Annotated in this window: 16 protein-coding genes; 7 read left to right on the top strand and 9 right to left on the bottom strand. The window is 48.0% G+C overall.

What is annotated here, in order from left to right; translation table 11 throughout:
• Window positions 1-57 precede the first annotated feature (57 nt).
• Window positions 58-945, top strand: coding sequence for a MurR/RpiR family transcriptional regulator (locus LEUMU_RS0117855; RefSeq protein WP_022953666.1), 888 nt, complete (start codon window positions 58-60; stop codon window positions 943-945).
• Between the two features lie 83 nt (window positions 946-1,028).
• On the opposite strand, the gene LEUMU_RS0117850 is transcribed toward LEUMU_RS0117855, so the two are convergent.
• Window positions 1,029-1,781, bottom strand: a complete 753-nt coding sequence (locus LEUMU_RS0117850; RefSeq protein WP_022953665.1) for a 5'-methylthioadenosine/adenosylhomocysteine nucleosidase — start codon at window positions 1,779-1,781, stop codon at window positions 1,029-1,031.
• 89 nt (window positions 1,782-1,870) lie between these two features.
• On the opposite strand from LEUMU_RS0117850, the gene LEUMU_RS26705 reads away from it, so the two are divergent.
• Window positions 1,871-2,590, top strand: a complete 720-nt coding sequence (locus LEUMU_RS26705; protein WP_022953664.1) for a GDSL-type esterase/lipase family protein — start codon at window positions 1,871-1,873, stop codon at window positions 2,588-2,590.
• On the opposite strand, the gene fdxA is transcribed toward LEUMU_RS26705, so the two are convergent.
• Window positions 2,556-2,882 carry a ferredoxin FdxA gene (fdxA, locus tag LEUMU_RS0117840; protein WP_022953663.1) on the bottom strand — a complete coding sequence of 109 codons (327 nt, stop codon included), beginning with the start codon at window positions 2,880-2,882 and terminating at the stop codon, window positions 2,556-2,558. The two genes, LEUMU_RS26705 and fdxA, sit on opposite strands and share 35 nt — an antisense overlap.
• Before the next feature lie 141 nt (window positions 2,883-3,023).
• On the opposite strand from fdxA, the gene LEUMU_RS28245 reads away from it, so the two are divergent.
• The 3 genes from LEUMU_RS28245 (at window position 3,024) to LEUMU_RS26695 (ending at window position 5,603) form a co-directional block, all read left to right on the top strand.
• A complete protein-coding gene (locus tag LEUMU_RS28245) occupies window positions 3,024-4,145 on the top strand; it encodes an extracellular catalytic domain type 1 short-chain-length polyhydroxyalkanoate depolymerase (RefSeq protein ID WP_051156065.1) in 1,122 nt (373 codons plus the stop codon).
• Between the two features lie 74 nt (window positions 4,146-4,219).
• Window positions 4,220-5,068, top strand: coding sequence for a sulfurtransferase (locus LEUMU_RS0117830; RefSeq protein ID WP_022953661.1), 849 nt, complete (start codon window positions 4,220-4,222; stop codon window positions 5,066-5,068).
• Between the two features lie 184 nt (window positions 5,069-5,252).
• Complete coding sequence (locus LEUMU_RS26695; protein ID WP_022953660.1) at window positions 5,253-5,603, top strand: hypothetical protein; 351 nt, start codon at window positions 5,253-5,255, stop codon at window positions 5,601-5,603.
• Between the two features lie 82 nt (window positions 5,604-5,685).
• Here LEUMU_RS26695 and LEUMU_RS0117820 read toward each other — a convergent pair whose 3' ends face one another.
• From LEUMU_RS0117820 to LEUMU_RS0117790, 7 genes are all read right to left on the bottom strand, one after another.
• Complete coding sequence (locus LEUMU_RS0117820) at window positions 5,686-6,879, bottom strand: AGE family epimerase/isomerase (protein WP_022953659.1); 1,194 nt, start codon at window positions 6,877-6,879, stop codon at window positions 5,686-5,688.
• A 50-nt stretch (window positions 6,880-6,929) separates the two neighbouring features.
• A complete protein-coding gene (locus LEUMU_RS0117815; protein ID WP_022953658.1) occupies window positions 6,930-8,042 on the bottom strand; it encodes an ABC transporter ATP-binding protein in 1,113 nt (370 codons plus the stop codon).
• 7 nt (window positions 8,043-8,049) lie between these two features.
• Complete coding sequence (locus LEUMU_RS0117810) at window positions 8,050-8,925, bottom strand: carbohydrate ABC transporter permease (protein ID WP_022953657.1); 876 nt, start codon at window positions 8,923-8,925, stop codon at window positions 8,050-8,052.
• Window positions 8,918-9,814 (bottom strand): carbohydrate ABC transporter permease, encoded by an 897-nt coding sequence (locus tag LEUMU_RS0117805; protein ID WP_022953656.1) that lies wholly within the window; start codon window positions 9,812-9,814, stop codon window positions 8,918-8,920. The genes LEUMU_RS0117810 and LEUMU_RS0117805 overlap by 8 nt, the downstream gene beginning before the upstream one ends.
• A 94-nt stretch (window positions 9,815-9,908) precedes the next feature.
• On the bottom strand, window positions 9,909-11,165 hold the full coding sequence (locus tag LEUMU_RS0117800) for an ABC transporter substrate-binding protein (protein WP_022953655.1): 1,257 nt from the start codon (window positions 11,163-11,165) through the stop codon (window positions 9,909-9,911).
• 24 nt (window positions 11,166-11,189) lie between these two features.
• Window positions 11,190-12,233 (bottom strand): LacI family DNA-binding transcriptional regulator, encoded by a 1,044-nt coding sequence (locus LEUMU_RS0117795; RefSeq protein WP_022953654.1) that lies wholly within the window; start codon window positions 12,231-12,233, stop codon window positions 11,190-11,192.
• Between the two features lie 91 nt (window positions 12,234-12,324).
• On the bottom strand, window positions 12,325-13,575 hold the full coding sequence (locus LEUMU_RS0117790) for a YbiU family protein (protein ID WP_022953653.1): 1,251 nt from the start codon (window positions 13,573-13,575) through the stop codon (window positions 12,325-12,327).
• A 224-nt stretch (window positions 13,576-13,799) separates the two neighbouring features.
• On the opposite strand from LEUMU_RS0117790, the gene LEUMU_RS0117785 reads away from it, so the two are divergent.
• Together LEUMU_RS0117785 and LEUMU_RS28240 are read left to right on the top strand one after the other, a co-directional pair.
• Entirely contained in the window at window positions 13,800-14,381 is a 582-nt protein-coding gene (locus LEUMU_RS0117785) for a peroxidase-related enzyme (protein WP_022953652.1), read from the top strand.
• 255 nt (window positions 14,382-14,636) lie between these two features.
• The gene (locus LEUMU_RS28240) at window positions 14,637-15,941 is read left to right on the top strand and encodes a glycoside hydrolase family 26 protein (protein ID WP_022953651.1); all 1,305 of its coding nucleotides are present in this window, start codon (window positions 14,637-14,639) and stop codon (window positions 15,939-15,941) included.
• Window positions 15,942-15,977 lie beyond the last annotated feature (36 nt).

The raw sequence follows: 15,977 nt of genomic DNA, 5'->3' as shown, positions 1-15,977 counted from the left end.
GTCATAAAAATCAGCATATTAAGTAATCACACCAAGCGCCAAAATAGGCCCGAACTTATGTCAAAAAAAGAGCAATCCTCGACTATTGCCGAACTCATCCGCCAGCAGATGAAAAATTTCACACCGGCGGAGATTCGTTTGGCGAACCACTTGCTGGGCAACTATCCGATGGCAGGGTTGGTCTCGATTACTGAGCTTTCAGACGCTAGCGGCGTCTCTACTCCAACCGTAATGCGCACCCTGAAAAAGCTAGGCCACACCAGCTTTACCACCTTGCAGAAGGCGCTTAAAGAAGAGCTGCAAAAGACGCTTTCTGACCCAATTACCAAGCATGATCAATGGGCGGCTGAAGCCCCGAGTACTCACGTGCTCAACACGGTTGCCGATACCGTGACCACTAACCTGCGCCACTCGCTCAATCAGATCAGCCATGAGCTATTTGATCAGGTGATTGAATTGCTTGTTACTGAGGACCACGCGGTACATATTGTTGGTGGTCGCATTACTACTTCTTTTGCGCACTACCTGAATACTCACCTTGAGGTCATGCGGGAAAATATTTACAACTTCCCACCCTCGGTTGCGCTGTGGCCACATCATTTGCTGAAAATTAAGCAGGATGATGTATTGGTGATGTTTGATGTGCGGCGTTATGAGCCGGATTTGCTGACCGTAAGCCAACTGGCAGCGGAGCGTGGGGCGAAGATCATTTTGTTTACTGATCAGTGGCTATCGCCAATTGCGGCGCAAGCCACGCATATTCTGCCGATTAAGATTGAAGGGCGCTCTGGTTGGGATTCTGGCGTGACGATTATGTTTTTTGTTGAAGCGTTGATTGTGGCGCTGGAAGAGAAGCTGTGGCCGCAGACTTCCAAGCGTATGCGGGAGTTGGAGGGAATGTTTGACCTGACTGAGCGCTTTAAAAAGCGGGTAGATCGTGGCTAAGCACCGTTTTTTTGCTGCTCGCGTTTTGAGGCTTAGCCTTTGATTCCTAAAAGGTTAACCAGTATTTAATAGCTTTGTAAGTACTACATTTTTGATAATAAATTACGCACTATTCCCAAGGAGTAAACTTGTGCCACTTCTTGTATAAATTTGGGGAAATCAACGTGTGCGGAGTGATCAGCTGAGTCTGAAATGGTTCGTACCACTGAAAATGGAATGCCAAACTCTGAACACACTTGAGCCACTGCAGCGCCTTCCATTTCTACGCAAGCCACGCTGGGCAAGCGCTCCCGTAAATCCTGCACCGCTTCATTGCTGGAAATAAACTGATCGCCACTGGCAATATCCGCCGTGATGACATCGGGGTGGCGTAGATTGAATTCATCAATAAGCTCTGGTGAGAGTAATTTGTTTAGATCCTGATTTACAAAATCCTGAGCCGCCTGCAGCAGAGCCGGACGCCGCGCATCATCACTATCCATCGCCGCTTTGCCTAATAGCGGGATTTCATGGCGTGGCAAAATCGGGCGCACATCCATGTCGTGTTGATAGAGCTTATCCGCCACCACAATATCGCCGACTTTTAGCCTGCGATCCATGCCACCGGCTACACCGGTGAAGATCACTTCATCCACGCCCAAGCAGCTGATTAGATAGGTCACTGTACTGGCCGCAGCCACTTTGCCCCAATGCGAAAATACGACGACGACCGATTGGCCCCATAACTGCCCCTGATAATAGGTGCGCTGGCCGGCTTCAGTAATTTGCACATCAGTCATATGTGCCATTAGTGAGGCGTTTTCTTCCGCCATCGCGCTTAAAATAGCAATCGTCATCGGGCATGCTCCTTATCAAATCAGGAATTAAGATGTCGAAACTGTATCAGAATATTTCGTCAAATAGGGAATGGCTTTATGATAGTTACATGACTAAAACTCTCATTGTTATCTGGCTGATTGGCTTGCATGCTTTTGCCGCACTAGCGCTTTTGAAAACCGACTTGCCGTATCGTATTGATCGCAAATTAGGCTTAGACCTGATTTCACCAAAGAATATGGGGCAGTTTTACGACAATATGTTGGGCAGCCATCTGCAAATGGATGGCAGCGTTGAGGCGGGTTCGGTAATTTTTTTAGGCGATAGCATTACGCAGGGGCTGAATGTAGCAGCAGTGGCGCATCCGGCTATTAATTACGGTATTGGCATGGATACGACGGAGGGATTATTGCAGCGGATACCGCAATATCAGTCACTATCTCGCGCATTGAAGATAGTGGTTAATATCGGCATTAATGATCTGATACGAACTAATCGAAGCAATTCAAAGATTTTAGAGACTTATAAGTTGATACTAGAGGCATTGCCGGAGGATGTACCGGTGCTGGTACATGGCATTTTTCCGGTGGATGAGCACTTAGGGTTTGCGGGGTTTAATGCTCGAATCACAGAGCTTAATGAAGGAATCAAAGGGCTAGCGGATAGCCAAGGCTATGCTTATTCAGCGCTTGGGGAACAATTTAAGGATGGCAGCAGAAATCTGCAATCCACCCTACATAATGGGGATGGATTGCATTTAAGCACAAACGGTTATCGGCTTTGGATTGAAGCGCTTAGCTCTGATCTAAGTGCTGCAGCTTATCCTTAACCCCATCCCACTCCGCGGCATCTTCAGGATGATCTTTCATCTCACTAATAACAGGCCATTTGATCGACAAGTCAGCATTAATTTTGATAAAGTGCAGTTGATCCTCGGGCAGGTCATCTTCAGCAAAAATGGCTTCTGCCGGACACTCTGGTACGCAAAGTGAGCAATCAATACACTCATCTGGATCAATGACCAGGAAGTTGTTACCCTCGTGAAAACAATCCACGGGGCATACTTCTACACAATCCGTGTATTTACACTTGATACAATTGTCAGTAACAACGAAGGTCATGAGGGATATTCCTAAACTATTGATTCGAACTTAATACAGGGCTTGGTGAACTATAAGTTAACTAATAATCTACCAAGTTATAATAACATTATCCGATTAGTGTAACTGAGGTTGCAAGTGCTGAGACCGTTGATTATTAAAATGAAAAAGTTTTTCGGCAAATTTCGCACCCGTATCGATGCGGTAATCGATACCCTGCTTGAAAAAGCCACCACCAAACTGCAACGCTTCCGACCTCGTAAAGTCCCTGAAGTCGTTGAGCCACTGATTCAAACCAGCCCACTTCCGACGCTTGATGACTCACTGGAAGTCTTCACCAAGTCGCTGATGTCGGCCGCTAAAAGACAGGCTAACCCTGACTATTTACCGCTTGGCAGCACGCACGATATGGTCAATCCGATTGGTTTGTATCTACTATCACAACAGCGGGATTATATTGTTTACACGCCGCCGGGCTATCAACTGGAAGAGCAGCTGCCGATGGTGGTTGTTCTGCATGGTTGTCGCCAAAATCATCATGATATTCGTGCGATCAGCGGCTTTGATGCGATTGCCGATCGTGAGCGCTTTATTGTGGTGTATCCCTATGTCACGACTTATCTAGGGATGCGGAACCTTAATTGCTGGGCATGGTGGCAACGCTTTCATATTCGAGCGGGCAGCGGCGAGGTTGAAGATTTGCGTCGGATTATCGATCAGGTGCAGAGCGAGTTTAATGTCGATAGCCGTCGCATTCACATTACGGGGCTATCTTCAGGGGCGGGAATGACTGTCGCTGCTTTGGTTGCTCATGGCAAACTTTTTGCCTCCGGAGCCAGCGTGGCGGGTGTGGCTTATGGCGAGTCGGCGCGAGCTGTGCGCATTAGTCAGTTTATGAAGATTAAATATCATCGCCTGGCAGTCACCGTGCAGCGCATGAACTCACAATTACGCGGCAAAGGCGACTTAGCTCCGCTGCTCGTGATTCAATCCAGCAATGACCAAACCGTGGAGCCGCAATCCGCCATTAATTTGCGCGATAGCTGGTTGGAAGTTAAAGGTATTCGTAAGCAAAAACCAACGCCTATTACTGGCGAAACCCAGTCTATAAAATGGGAATATAAGCGTTACCAGCAAGGGCGCAAAGTAACACCGGTTGAAACGCTGTTGGTTGACCAGCTTAAACATGCCTGGATTGGTGCCAATGGCGGTAATTATGGCGAGTCGCGTGGGCCGAATATTTCTGAAATAATCTGGTTATTCTTTAAGCGTCATCCTCGTTAAGCTACTTCTGACCTTGGCTGGGTAAACTGGTTTGCTCAGTTTTGCCTAATCCAAACCAACTTTAAGGAATCATTATGACCGCATTGCCTACGCCACTCATTAGCGCTGAACAACTCTCAGCACGCCTGAATGATCCTGATTTAGTGATTCTGGATGCGAGCTATTTTATGCCGGCAATGCAGCGCGATGGTGTAGCCGAGTGGAAAGAACAACGTATTGCCAATGCTCAGCACTTTGATTTTGATACCAAGATTTGCGATCCGGATGCTGAGTATCCGCACACCATGCCAAGCCCTGAGCTATTTAGCGAAGCAGTGCAGGCACTCGGTGTGAACCAAGACAGCCAGATCGTGGTTTATGACAGCCTAGGGTTATTTGCCAGCCCACGCGTTTGGTGGATGTTTCGCGCGATGGGGCATGAGCAGATAACCATTCTGAATGGTGGGCTGCCAGCTTGGTTAGCCGCAGGTTTTAGTCTCACCACGACAGCGCCTGAAACACCAGCACGCGGTAACTTTGTTGCCAATTACCAAGCAGACCTTTTCTGCGATGCTGAAACCGTATTGATGGCGCTACAGGATAATTCAAGCAAAGTACTGGATGCGCGCGGAGCAGGTCGTTTTTCAGGTCAGGAAGCCGAGCCTCGCGAAGGTTTACGCAGTGGCCATATGCCGGGTGCGAAAAATCTGCCGTTTACAGATTTATTGGATAATGGCTATATGCGACCCACCGAAGAACTCAAAAGCCGCTTATCAGCACTCGCCAGCCCTGATCGGCAGCTGATTTTTAGCTGCGGCTCGGGAGTAACAGCGTGTCATTTAGCCTTGGCGGCGACATTAAGCGGCTACCCCAAACTATCTGTATTTGATGGCTCATGGAGTGAGTGGGGCGCAAGACCAGAATTACCGATTGCTCGTGATTGAGGCCAACCGCTTAGCTTGCAGTTTTTAGCTAAATTAATCTAATCAAAGCTGGCTATAGTGATAGATAAGAAAATTCGCTTAATATTTTTACAATTTATTAAAACTAATTGCCATTCCGTTGGTCTGTAATGAGGCTGGAAAATGATTTCCAGCTTTTCATAATTTAACCAAGGATGGAATTTTTATGATGACTAAAAATATTGCTTTGACCTCAAGCGTTGCCGTTATTCTGGCTTTTGCAACTTTTGCCTGGGCTGACAGCACTACAACCCCCGAAGCAGAAGCAGCCGCTCCAACAGAAGCCAGCGAAGAAGCACCTGCCCGCTTATGTATTCCAAAAGCAGAAGCGGAAGCTGCTGCCGAGGCAACTGAAGAACAGCCAGGTGATGAGGCCGAAGCCGAAGAAGCCGCTCCATCAGATGGAAACGCGCCGGTTGAGGATGATGCTGAAGACACAGAAGAGGCATTGCCGATTTGTGATGATGAAGGCAATCCACCAGAGCCTGCTGAAACAGAAGCAGAATCTGAGTCATAAGTTTAACTTTGCGTTATAACTAAATGCGCAACGCCCTGAGTCAGGGCGTTGCTGCAGTACTCTATTTGCGACTAGCTGACCGTTACTTGTCTAGAAAGCCTGAGCGTAACACTTCATAACAAGCGCCCATCGTGTGATAGTCCGTCTTGCCCGCTGGTGATTTCAGATCATCATATTTCTGATTATCCTGCGTTAGAATGCGATACCAAGCGCCGTGCTTGTGATCAATCATGTGCTCCCAGCTGTGCTCCCAGATCTTCTGATACCATTCCTGATAACGCGCATCGCTCGTTGCTTCGGCTAATAAAGCCGCAGCCGCAAAGCTCTCTGCCTGTACCCAGAAGTATTTATCGCCATCGCAAATGCCACCGCCGGGTGCAAAGCCGTAGCAAATCCCGCCATTTTTCTCATCCCAAGAGGCTTCCAGTGCACGATCAAATAACTCCTGTGCGGTTGGAATTAACCAATCCATCGGACGGTGACGATTTAAAATCAGCAGCAGTTTAGACCACTCCGTTTGATGACCGGGTTGAAAGCCCCAAGGACGGAATAGGTGCTTAGGGTCATCTTTGTTGTAATCCCAATCGACCAGCCAATCCTGATCATAATGCTCCCACACCAAACCACCCGCACGCGATGCTTGGCGTTGTGTGATATTGGTGGCTAGCAGGGCAGCACGATCCAGATAACGCGTTTCGCCGGTTGCTTCATAAGCCCACAGCATCGCTTCGCAGCTGTGCATATTGGCATTTTGGCCGCGATAAGTGCCGATCTCAGAGAAGTCTGCATTGGCTTCATCGCAATACAAACCAGCCTCAGCATCCCAGAAATGTGCTTCCATTAAGTCCCATGCAGATTCCAGCGATGTGCGACCGGCTTCTACTCCAGCCAATAAAGCTGTTGCTCCAGCGACAATAACGAAGGCTAATCCATAGCAATGGTTCGTACTATCCGCCACGCCATTTTCATCCAGCAGCCAGATATAACCTGCACTGTGCTCTGGTTGGCGATGGGCTGTTTCCAGATACTTTAGCCCGTGCTCAACCCATGGTAATAAACTGTCGTCTTTGAAAGTACGCGCAGCCATTGCATAGTTAAACACATAACGGGTGCTGCTCACCAAGTGGCGAGTGTCCGCATCATAAATACTGCCATCATCACGGAAGTGCTGAAAAAAACCGCCGTTTTCATCCAATACATTGGGCTTATAAAACGCCAGCGTTTGTTGAATGTGCTGCGTTAAAACATCAGCGGATTTAAAGTTTGGGAACTGCATACTGCTCCAATAATCGTTGTTGGGTTGTTGAATATTTGCTGCTTAAATCGTTAGTCAATGCGATCGCCAGTTTCCTGATCAAAGACAATGGCCTTGCTCATATTGACAGAAAACGGTGCTTTTTGTCCGACAGCGGCGCCACAGTTTGAGCGCATACGCGACACAATTTCTTCACCACACAGCGTCGTAAATACAAATAAATCCGCGCCGGTTGGTTCGGTGACTTCCACCATGCACTCAATTTCATACACCAGTGCATTGTCATGTTCGGCGCTACCGGGGTCGGTGATGGCTTCAGGGCGAATACCTAAGGTCACGGTTTTGCCGACCCATTGATCATAATGAGTCCCCGCTTTCATTGGCAGGTGAATCACATCACCGGATGGTTGTATCAGTTTTGCCGCAATGCCGGTTCCGGTTTTGATCAACTCCACCGGCAGTAAATTCATGGATGGCGATCCCATAAAGCCTGCGACGAATAAGTTTTTCGGATCATCGTAGACTTCTTGTGGTGTACCGAGTTGCTGCAATTCACCGCCTTTCATAATCGCAATGCGAGTAGCCAATGTCATCGCTTCAATCTGGTCATGTGTGACATAGACAATGGTGGCTCCCAAACGCTGATGCAATTTTTTAATTTCGGTACGCATATCCACGCGTAACTTGGCATCCAGATTGGAGAGCGGCTCATCGAACAGGAAGATTTTCGGCTCACGAACCAAGGCGCGTCCCATGGCCACACGCTGGCGTTGACCGCCAGATAACTGACCCGGTTTGCGTTTTAGCAACGGTTCGATTTGCAACATCTGCGCAACTTCGGCAACCCGCTGTTTGCGAATGGCCTTATCGACTTTGCGCATTTCCAAACCGAAGGAGATATTTTTCTCGACCGTCATGTTTGGGTACAGCGCATAGGACTGAAACACCATCGCAATATCACGCTGCGACGGGTGGCGATTATTCATGGTTTCTCCACCAATCACAATCTCACCAGCAGTAATATCATCCAGCCCTGCAATCATATTTAGCAGCGTGGATTTACCACAACCGGAAGGGCCGACCAGCACCAGAAAGTCACCATCATCAATCGCAATATCAATGCCATGCAGTACTTCAACGGAGCCAAATGCTTTACGGACGTTTTTTATTTCAAGAGAAGCCATGCACTGATTATCCTTTAACTGAGCCGGCCATTAATCCACGCACGAAATATCGTCCGGCCACAATGTAAACAAACAGGGTAGGTAAGGCGGCAATCACTGCCGCTGCCATATCGACGTTATATTCTTTAACGCCGGTGGAGCTGTTCACCAAATTATTAAGCGCGACAGTCATCGGTGCACCTTCGCCAGCGGCAAATGAAGCGCCGAATAGAAAGTCATTCCAGATATTGGTAAACAACCAAATCACGGTCACGACGATAATCGGGCCGGAACTGGGCAACAAGATGCGCCAGAAAATACCGAAAAAACTCGCGCCATCAATCATCGCTGCTTTCACTAATTCACTGGGAAACGCTTCGTAATAATTGCGGAAAAACAGCGTTGAAAAGCCAATACCATAGGTGACATGCACGAGCACCAAACCGGCTGTGCTGCCTGCTAAACCTAAATTTCCGAGTACTTGCGACATGGGGATGAGCACAATCTGAAACGGAATAAAGCAGCCAAACAGCATTAACGCGAATACCCAGCGGTGACCTCGAAAGCGCCACTTGGTGAGTACATAGCCATTGAGTGCGCCCAGAATTGTTGCGATAAGCACGGCGGGAACGACCATTTTAATCGAGTTCCAGAAGTAGCCATTGATGCCTTCACAGGTCAGTCCGATACACGCGCTGCCCCAGGCTTTTAGCCAAGGCTCAAACGTCCAGACTTCGGGCAACATCATCATATTGCCTTGGCGAATTTCATCCAGCGACTTAAAGCTGCTGACCAACATCACGAACAGCGGCAACAGATAAAATACGGCGAACACCAGCAAGGTCGTATATAAAGCGACTCGCCAGAAGCGTCCATTTTCTACGCCAGCGGATTGATTACTCATGGCGTTTACTCCGTGTTTCAGCATACAGATACGGCACCATAATCGCGGCAATGGTCATTAGCATAATCATTGCCGAAGCCGCACCGACACCCATTTGGTTACGGGTGAAAGTATAGGAATACATAAAGGTCGCCGGAAGCTCGGTGGCATTCCCCGGCCCACCGCCAGTCAAGGCAATAACTAGATCGTAGGATTTAATCGCCATATGTGACAGCACGACAAAGGCACTTAGGAACACCGCACCCAGCTGAGGAATGATCACGCGTCGATAGGTTTGAAAAGTGGATGCTCCATCCAGCTGCGCTGCTTTAATTTGTTCGCCATCAATTCCACGTAAGCCAGCCAGAAACATTGCCATAACAAACCCGGAGCTTTGCCAGACGCCCGCCATGACCACGGTATAGATTGCCATTTCGGAATTGACCAGCCAGTCGAAACTGAAACTACTCCAACCCCATTCGTGCATGGTTTTTTCCAGACCGAGACCTGGATTTAAGAACCACTTCCAAGCGGTTCCAGTAACGATAAACGACAAAGCCATTGGGTATAAATAAATGGGCCGTAGGAAACCTTCGCCGCGAATTTTCTGGTCTAACAGGATTGCCAGAAACAAACCTAGGATGCCGCAGATCCCGATATACAAGATACCGAAGATTGCGAGGTTATCCAGAGCAACTTGCCAGTTCAGCGTTTTCCAGAGCTTCTCGTAATTGTCCAATCCGATGTATTTCATCTTGGGCAACATCCTCGACGCAGTCATAGAAATATAACCGGTGTAGATAATGAAGCCGTAGACAAAACACAAGGTGATGGCAAAGGAGGGCGAGAGGACTATTTTTGGCAGGTTACGCCGCCACCAACCCGCCCAGCCGGAAGTGTTGTCGTTCATATAAAAGCCTTGTGAAATGGAAAGCTTTGCGGTGGCTGGGGAGGAGTACACCACCGCAAAAGCTATCCAGGTTTTACCTCTTATTTACACCCGCTTACTTCGCGCCTTCGATGGCTGCTACCAACTCTTTGACGGCATCAGCGGAGCTGTTGTCACTATTGAAGTGTTTGGTCACGACATCGTACAAGGCATTTTTCACGGAAGCCGGAGCTGCATGACCGTGTGCCATTGAACCGACGAGTTGATCGCTTGCGGCAGCTTCAGCCAAGTCTTTCATGGCTTTTTTACCGCAGGCATCAAAGGCGTCATTCGGTACATCGGTACGGGCTGGCGCAGAGCCTTTAACCACGTTAAACGCTGATTGGAAGCCCGGAGACATCACGGCTTTGGCCATGGCCAGCTGTGATTTTTTACCAGCCTCTTCACCGGCAAACATCACAAACTGATCGGAGTTGAATGACACCATGCCTTGTGTGCCCGGTACTCGAAAACAGAGGAAGTCTTCACCCGGTATTTTTTCGGCTTTGATGAATTCGCCTTTTGCCCAGTCTCCCATGATCTGTACACCGGCTTTACCTTCGATGACCATACCAGAAGCTAGATTCCAATCACGACCGGAGAAGTTGTCATCGACAAAACCACGCAGCTGACGCATGCGATCAAACACCTTCACCATAGTCTCAGAGCCAAGTGCTTCAGCATCCAGGTTGACCATCGATTTGTTGTAGAAGTCGATACCGCCGGTCGTCATCACAACACCATCAAATAGGGTCGCATCCTGCCAAGGCTGACCACCATGTGCCAGTGCGGTATAGCCTTTGGCTTTGATCTTTTCCAATACGGCAATGAACTCATCCCAATCTTTTGGAAGCTCAGTTGCGCCGACTTCATCCATGACTTTTTTGTTGGCCCACACCCAGTTGGTGGAGTGCACATTGACCGGAGCAGCAACCCAATTGCCTTCATATTTTGAGAAGCGCTGTAGCGCAGCAGGAACCACTTTGTCCCAGCCTTCGGCTTCGGCCAGTTCATTTAAATTTGCAGTGGCATCTTCTGCCGCCCAATCCTGGATATCAAAACCGAGCATTTGAACGGCAGTCGGAGCGTTCTTCGCTTGTACACGCGCACGCAATACGGTCATGGCATTGGAACCACCACCGCCGGCAACCGGCATATCCTTCCAACCAATTCCCTGAGTTTTCAAATCATCCTTCAGTACGGTTAGCGCTTTTGCTTCCCCGCCTGATGTCCACCAATGCAGTACTTCGACATCATCAGCCATCGCACCACCGCTTAGACCAAATGCTAATGAGGCTGCTAACAATTTCACTTTAAAATTACGCACGTTCATTTCATCCCTCCTCAGGGTTTCAGTTTATGATCGAGGCGCGCCACAAGACTCGCGAACAATCAATTCGGTCGGAATCACAATTCGCTGGCGTGGCGCATTGCGATCTTTAATATAAGTTTGCAGCAGCTCGATGGCCGCTTCGGCGATGGCTGCTGCAGACACTTTTACAGTGGTTAGAGCAGGGTGCGTCAAACTGGAATCGGCAATATCATCAAAGCCAACCACGGCCAGATCTTTGCCTACTTCCAGTCCCATTTCGCGCGCCCCACTCAGCGCACCGTATGCCATCAAATCTGAAAAACACATCACGCCGGTGATTTCAGGATCGTAGTTTAAAACGGCTTTTAGGGACTCTCGGCCGGCTGCACGACCTTGCATCACTTGGTACACATATCCCGCTGGAACATTTAAACCAGCATCGCTCATGGCATCCATATAACCGGCAAGCCGTTCGTGATAATCCGAGGTATGATCCACGCCGCCAATGAAGGCGATTTTTTTATGGCCTAACTGAATCAGGTGTTGGGTGGCGGTATACACGCCATTACGGTTATCGGCGATCACGGTCGGAAAATTGCCAAAGGGCACTTCTCGCATGATCTGCACAACGGGAAATCCGTTACGAAATATTTGCTCCAGCCAAGCGGCGGAGGTTAGGGGAGCGGGGCAGATCAGCAGACCGTTAACATTGTATTCCATTAACTTTCTGACGAGGGTTTCTTGCTGCTTAAGCTGCTCGCCATTGCTGACAAACATCGGGACTAAATCCAGCTTAAGTGCTTCTTGCTCAAAATGATTGAGCAGCTCGCCGCTGTAAGGTGTGTTCAATACATTGACGATAACACCCAGTAAATCACTGGTAGCGGTTTGGCGGAGGTCGGCTGCTTTACGGTTGTAAACATAGCCGGTTTGTTCGATACCCTTGAGAACACGTTCGCGGGTTTTTTCATTAACATCAGCACTGCGCCTCAAAACCAGAGACACGGTCGACTTCGACACGCCAACGTGTTTTGCCACATCCAGCAGGGTCACTCTGCGCCCTTCCGGTTTGGTTGGCAGGTCTTGCATCGACAAATTCCTCCTAAGATTTTGTGCTGTTCTATTTAATCTAGCACAAAATCTGGAACGTTCCAAACGAATGTCTTAGTGAACTGATTGACTACGATTGATCCGCTAAGCCCATTTGAATTTTACCCAACTCGGAGAGGTCATCCTCAGTGGCTCGAGCATCGAAGTTGAGTTCGTAATTTTCGGCGGCAAAATCAGGAGCACTATTACCGGCTAAAAAGGCATCTGCCTGAGCTTTCAGGTAGTCCGCATTTTTCTGGCAATAGGGAGCCGCACCGATGTACATCACATTGCTGTAGCCCTGACCTTGGTGTTGATCCTCTACCGCATGAATCACATCCGGATGCCACCAAACCGTATCGCCTGGTTGCATCATTGGAATGGGCATGAGCGCTTCCAACAATAAAGCATGCCACTTGGGATCGCACAATAATGCTCGTGAAGCCATCGCACCGCAAAGCTCATCATCAGGCACATCATCTTGCAACGCACGTAAAAACATCCAAGCCAAGGCTCTGGAAACTGGGACCAAATTGAGCGTGCCATCACCTGGTCCTTGCGGCGTTAAAGCGACCCAGCCTTGATAGGTTCGGAACATACTGCAGACGGCTGGCGATGGGATTTCCTGAGTCTGGTTTCGGAAGGCCGCATCAAAAGGTTCATAGGCTTCCCAGTTGCCATCAATCAAATGACGGAATACTTTTCGAAAACCTTGCTCGTCTATCCAACGCTCAACCGAGCCACCATCGATATGCGGTTTGAGCCCTAAAGAATTATCGCCGGGTTCTCTGCGCCGAACCCGGTCGGCATAAGTACATTCACGGTCAGGGTCGAATACCTGCTCACCCTCGTGTTGGTAATTCCAAACCCGATTGAGATGGCGGCGGGTGATTGCCATATTCTCAGATTGGCGTGCCATGATTTGTGGTTTTGACCAGTACACGCTGAAGATTTGTGGCTTACCCTGTTGCAGGGATGAGAAGTATTTATCGAGACCTTTGTCCGGTGTATTCACGTAATCAAGCGTATCTAAATAATCTGCGATTTGCTGATTCCACTTTTGTGCTTGCTCTACAGGAAAGGTATTTCTCACAATGACGCAACCACGTTTACGAATCATGGCCTGTTGTGATTCAGTGACCCCACCTTCGAGTAAGTCGGCATAATTGAGTTCAGGAATGACATTATCGCCGTTAGCTTGCAGCGCTTTTATCTCATCAATTTCTGCTTGGATGGATGCCGTCATTCCTTCAAAGCTGTCTTTAAAATTTCCGCATGACTGCTTCAGCTGTGCCTTTGCTTCGCGAATCGCTTGCGGAATATTTTCCACGTTTAAGCTCATGCTACTTCCTCCTGTAATGACCTGTGCGACCTGAAAGGTTCCAAAGACGCACTTTGAAAAGATCAATTCATCCTAACCAAGCTGATTTTTTAACTCAATCTTTAAGTCTCTGGCACCTATGCTGACGCTCAATTTACCACTGCTTTACAAAAATGTTCGCCTCCTCAGTAAAGCAAATTAATCGCATCTTATACACTTAAGCTTTGCCCAACTGAGAGCCTACGATGTCTGAACCTGCAATTAGCCGCCACCCAATTCCTGAACTCAATAACCTTCCTGATGATATGCGCGAACTGATTTTAGAGGTGCAAGAGAAGTCCGGTTTTGTGCCAAATATCTTTTTAGCGTTGGCTCACCGTCCTGCCGAATTTAGAGCGTTCTTTGCTTATCATGATGCACTGATGGAGAAGGACGAAGGTTTAACGAAGGCCGAACGGGAGATGATTGTGGTCGCCACCTCCGGATTAAACCAATGCCAATATTGTGTTGTGGCGCATGGTGCCATTTTGAGAATCCGCGCCAAGAACCCGTTGATTGCCGATCAGCTAGCGGTCAATTATCGCAAGGGTGATATTAGTGAACGTCAGAAGGCTATGCTGGCGTTTGCAGAGAAGGTTTGTAAAGAAGCCGAAACTGTCTCCGATACTGATTATGCAACGCTTTATGAGCATGGCTTTAATGATGATGATATTTGGGATATCGGAGCGATTACGGCATTTTTCGGCCTATCTAATCGATTGGTGAATATGGCGAGCATCCGACCTAATGATGAGTTTTATATGCTGGGAAGACAGCCTCGTCAATAAACCAACCTCGCAATATTATCTCCCTCTGGTCTGACAGCTCTACCCTTCAGCAGGTAGAGCTGATAGACCAGAGCTAATTCACATTTGATTCAGTTGTCCCTCTCTAGTATCAAAAAAATCAATAATTGCTCCTGCTGCCTATCCCCCAATAGTGCATGCCCGTTCGATTGATTGTTCTTTTACAACCCCAATCCGTCCCGCTCGCTTTCACTTTTTGAGAGTTGTTTTGAGCAGGCGATTTATAGAGACAATTCAATGAATACAACAAAAAACGTACTATCTGCCGCACTCGCTTGCCTACTATTTTCTGGAACGGCTATTGCTGATACCGCAATTGGTGCTTATGTGAATCATGATGGTTGGACGACTCGTACTATCGATGAACTCAACGATTCCACAACTCGCACTGCAGCTACCATTAACCTGTTTTCAAGTTTTAACTACAACTGGTGGGGACATCTGCGTTACCAAGCTTCCAATATTGTATCTCGCAATGCCACCCCACTAATCACGTGGATGCCTTATAAGCGTGACCGCCCTGATGCCAATATTCTGCAAGAAATTAGCAGCGGTCAATTTGATGGCTATATTTACAGTTGGATTGATGGCTTTAAATATTGGCGTAGTACGTATCCAGCTGACCAACAGCCAAAAATTGCCCTGCGCTTTGCGCATGAGTTTAATGGCACTTGGTACCCTTGGGGAGATAAGCCCGAGGACTTAAAAACGGCTTGGCGTTACCTGCATGCCAAGTTTGTGGCTGCCGGAATTGGTGATGCCGTTGACTGGGTGTGGTGTGCCAATAATGTTGATGTCGACAGTTATGATGATATTACTCAGTACTATCCTGGCGATGACGTGGTGGACTGGCTGTCATTGGATGGTTATAACTGGGGCAGTAATTATTCGTTTAGTAGCTGGAAGTCATTTGATGAAACCTTCAGTCAGCAGTATGTGAACATGATCAGCAACTACCCCAACAAACCAATTATGTTGGGTGAGGTTAGTTCAGCAGAACCACACGATCTTCCTAATGCCAGCTGGGGCCAGAATGGCGATGACAGCGATGCTGGTGAAAGCAAAGAAGAATGGGTTGCTAACATGATGCAAAGCATTCAATCTTACTATCCTGCAATTAAATCGATTGTTTGGTTTAACACAAACAAGGAGCTGAAATGGGGTTTAAATCTTGAAGGCAATACAGGCTTATCTGCTTATAACCATGCAGTCTCTGATCCTTATTTCGCAGGGACAATGAATCCAGAGCTTATTGAAACTGAAGCCAGTAGTCTGTCTGAGCCAAGCTTGCAAGCAAGAGCTGGAGATACAGCTACAACAGAAAAGCTTCTACAAGCTAAGTCAGACAATAATAGACCAGTGAAAATTGCGGACTCATCTTCTAAGGGTAATGCTTACGGTCTTAGTAAAAGGCCTGAGATCAAAGGTGTTTCCAAGCTCAAAAAAGAAGCCGCTGGTCTTCGTAAAATGAATCGCAAGCTACTTAAAAAATGGCGCTTGGAGAGCATTCTTCCTGCGGATGTAGATAAGCGTAACCAGTAAATAGCCCAATAAAAAAGGCATCGCACTTTGACAGTG

The sequence above is a fragment of the Leucothrix mucor DSM 2157 genome, from assembly GCF_000419525.1.
GTDB classification, from domain to species: Bacteria; Pseudomonadota; Gammaproteobacteria; order Thiotrichales; family Thiotrichaceae; genus Leucothrix; species Leucothrix mucor.
The sequence above is the reverse complement of the archived record's forward strand: the minus strand, read 5'-3'. Positions and strand labels throughout refer to the sequence as shown.

What these genes read in the sequence shown, in the direction of transcription:
- LEUMU_RS0117850 (WP_022953665.1), bottom strand. Translation starts at nt 1,781, where the DNA reads ATGACGATTGCTATTTTAAGCGCGATGGCGGAAGAAAACGCCTCACTA.
- LEUMU_RS0117820 (WP_022953659.1), bottom strand. Translation starts at nt 6,879, where the DNA reads ATGCAGTTCCCAAACTTTAAATCCGCTGATGTTTTAACGCAGCACATT.
- LEUMU_RS26705 (WP_022953664.1), top strand. Translation starts at nt 1,871, where the DNA reads ATGACTAAAACTCTCATTGTTATCTGGCTGATTGGCTTGCATGCTTTT.
- LEUMU_RS0117815 (WP_022953658.1), bottom strand. Translation starts at nt 8,042, where the DNA reads ATGGCTTCTCTTGAAATAAAAAACGTCCGTAAAGCATTTGGCTCCGTT.
- LEUMU_RS0117800 (WP_022953655.1), bottom strand. Translation starts at nt 11,165, where the DNA reads ATGAACGTGCGTAATTTTAAAGTGAAATTGTTAGCAGCCTCATTAGCA.
- LEUMU_RS0117785 (WP_022953652.1), top strand. Translation starts at nt 13,800, where the DNA reads ATGTCTGAACCTGCAATTAGCCGCCACCCAATTCCTGAACTCAATAAC.
- LEUMU_RS0117810 (WP_022953657.1), bottom strand. Translation starts at nt 8,925, where the DNA reads ATGAGTAATCAATCCGCTGGCGTAGAAAATGGACGCTTCTGGCGAGTC.
- LEUMU_RS26695 (WP_022953660.1), top strand. Translation starts at nt 5,253, where the DNA reads ATGATGACTAAAAATATTGCTTTGACCTCAAGCGTTGCCGTTATTCTG.
- LEUMU_RS0117830 (WP_022953661.1), top strand. Translation starts at nt 4,220, where the DNA reads ATGACCGCATTGCCTACGCCACTCATTAGCGCTGAACAACTCTCAGCA.
- LEUMU_RS28245 (WP_051156065.1), top strand. Translation starts at nt 3,024, where the DNA reads ATGAAAAAGTTTTTCGGCAAATTTCGCACCCGTATCGATGCGGTAATC.
- LEUMU_RS0117855 (WP_022953666.1), top strand. Translation starts at nt 58, where the DNA reads ATGTCAAAAAAAGAGCAATCCTCGACTATTGCCGAACTCATCCGCCAG.
- LEUMU_RS0117805 (WP_022953656.1), bottom strand. Translation starts at nt 9,814, where the DNA reads ATGAACGACAACACTTCCGGCTGGGCGGGTTGGTGGCGGCGTAACCTG.
- LEUMU_RS28240 (WP_022953651.1), top strand. Translation starts at nt 14,637, where the DNA reads ATGAATACAACAAAAAACGTACTATCTGCCGCACTCGCTTGCCTACTA.
- LEUMU_RS0117790 (WP_022953653.1), bottom strand. Translation starts at nt 13,575, where the DNA reads ATGAGCTTAAACGTGGAAAATATTCCGCAAGCGATTCGCGAAGCAAAG.
- fdxA (WP_022953663.1), bottom strand. Translation starts at nt 2,882, where the DNA reads ATGACCTTCGTTGTTACTGACAATTGTATCAAGTGTAAATACACGGAT.
- LEUMU_RS0117795 (WP_022953654.1), bottom strand. Translation starts at nt 12,233, where the DNA reads ATGCAAGACCTGCCAACCAAACCGGAAGGGCGCAGAGTGACCCTGCTG.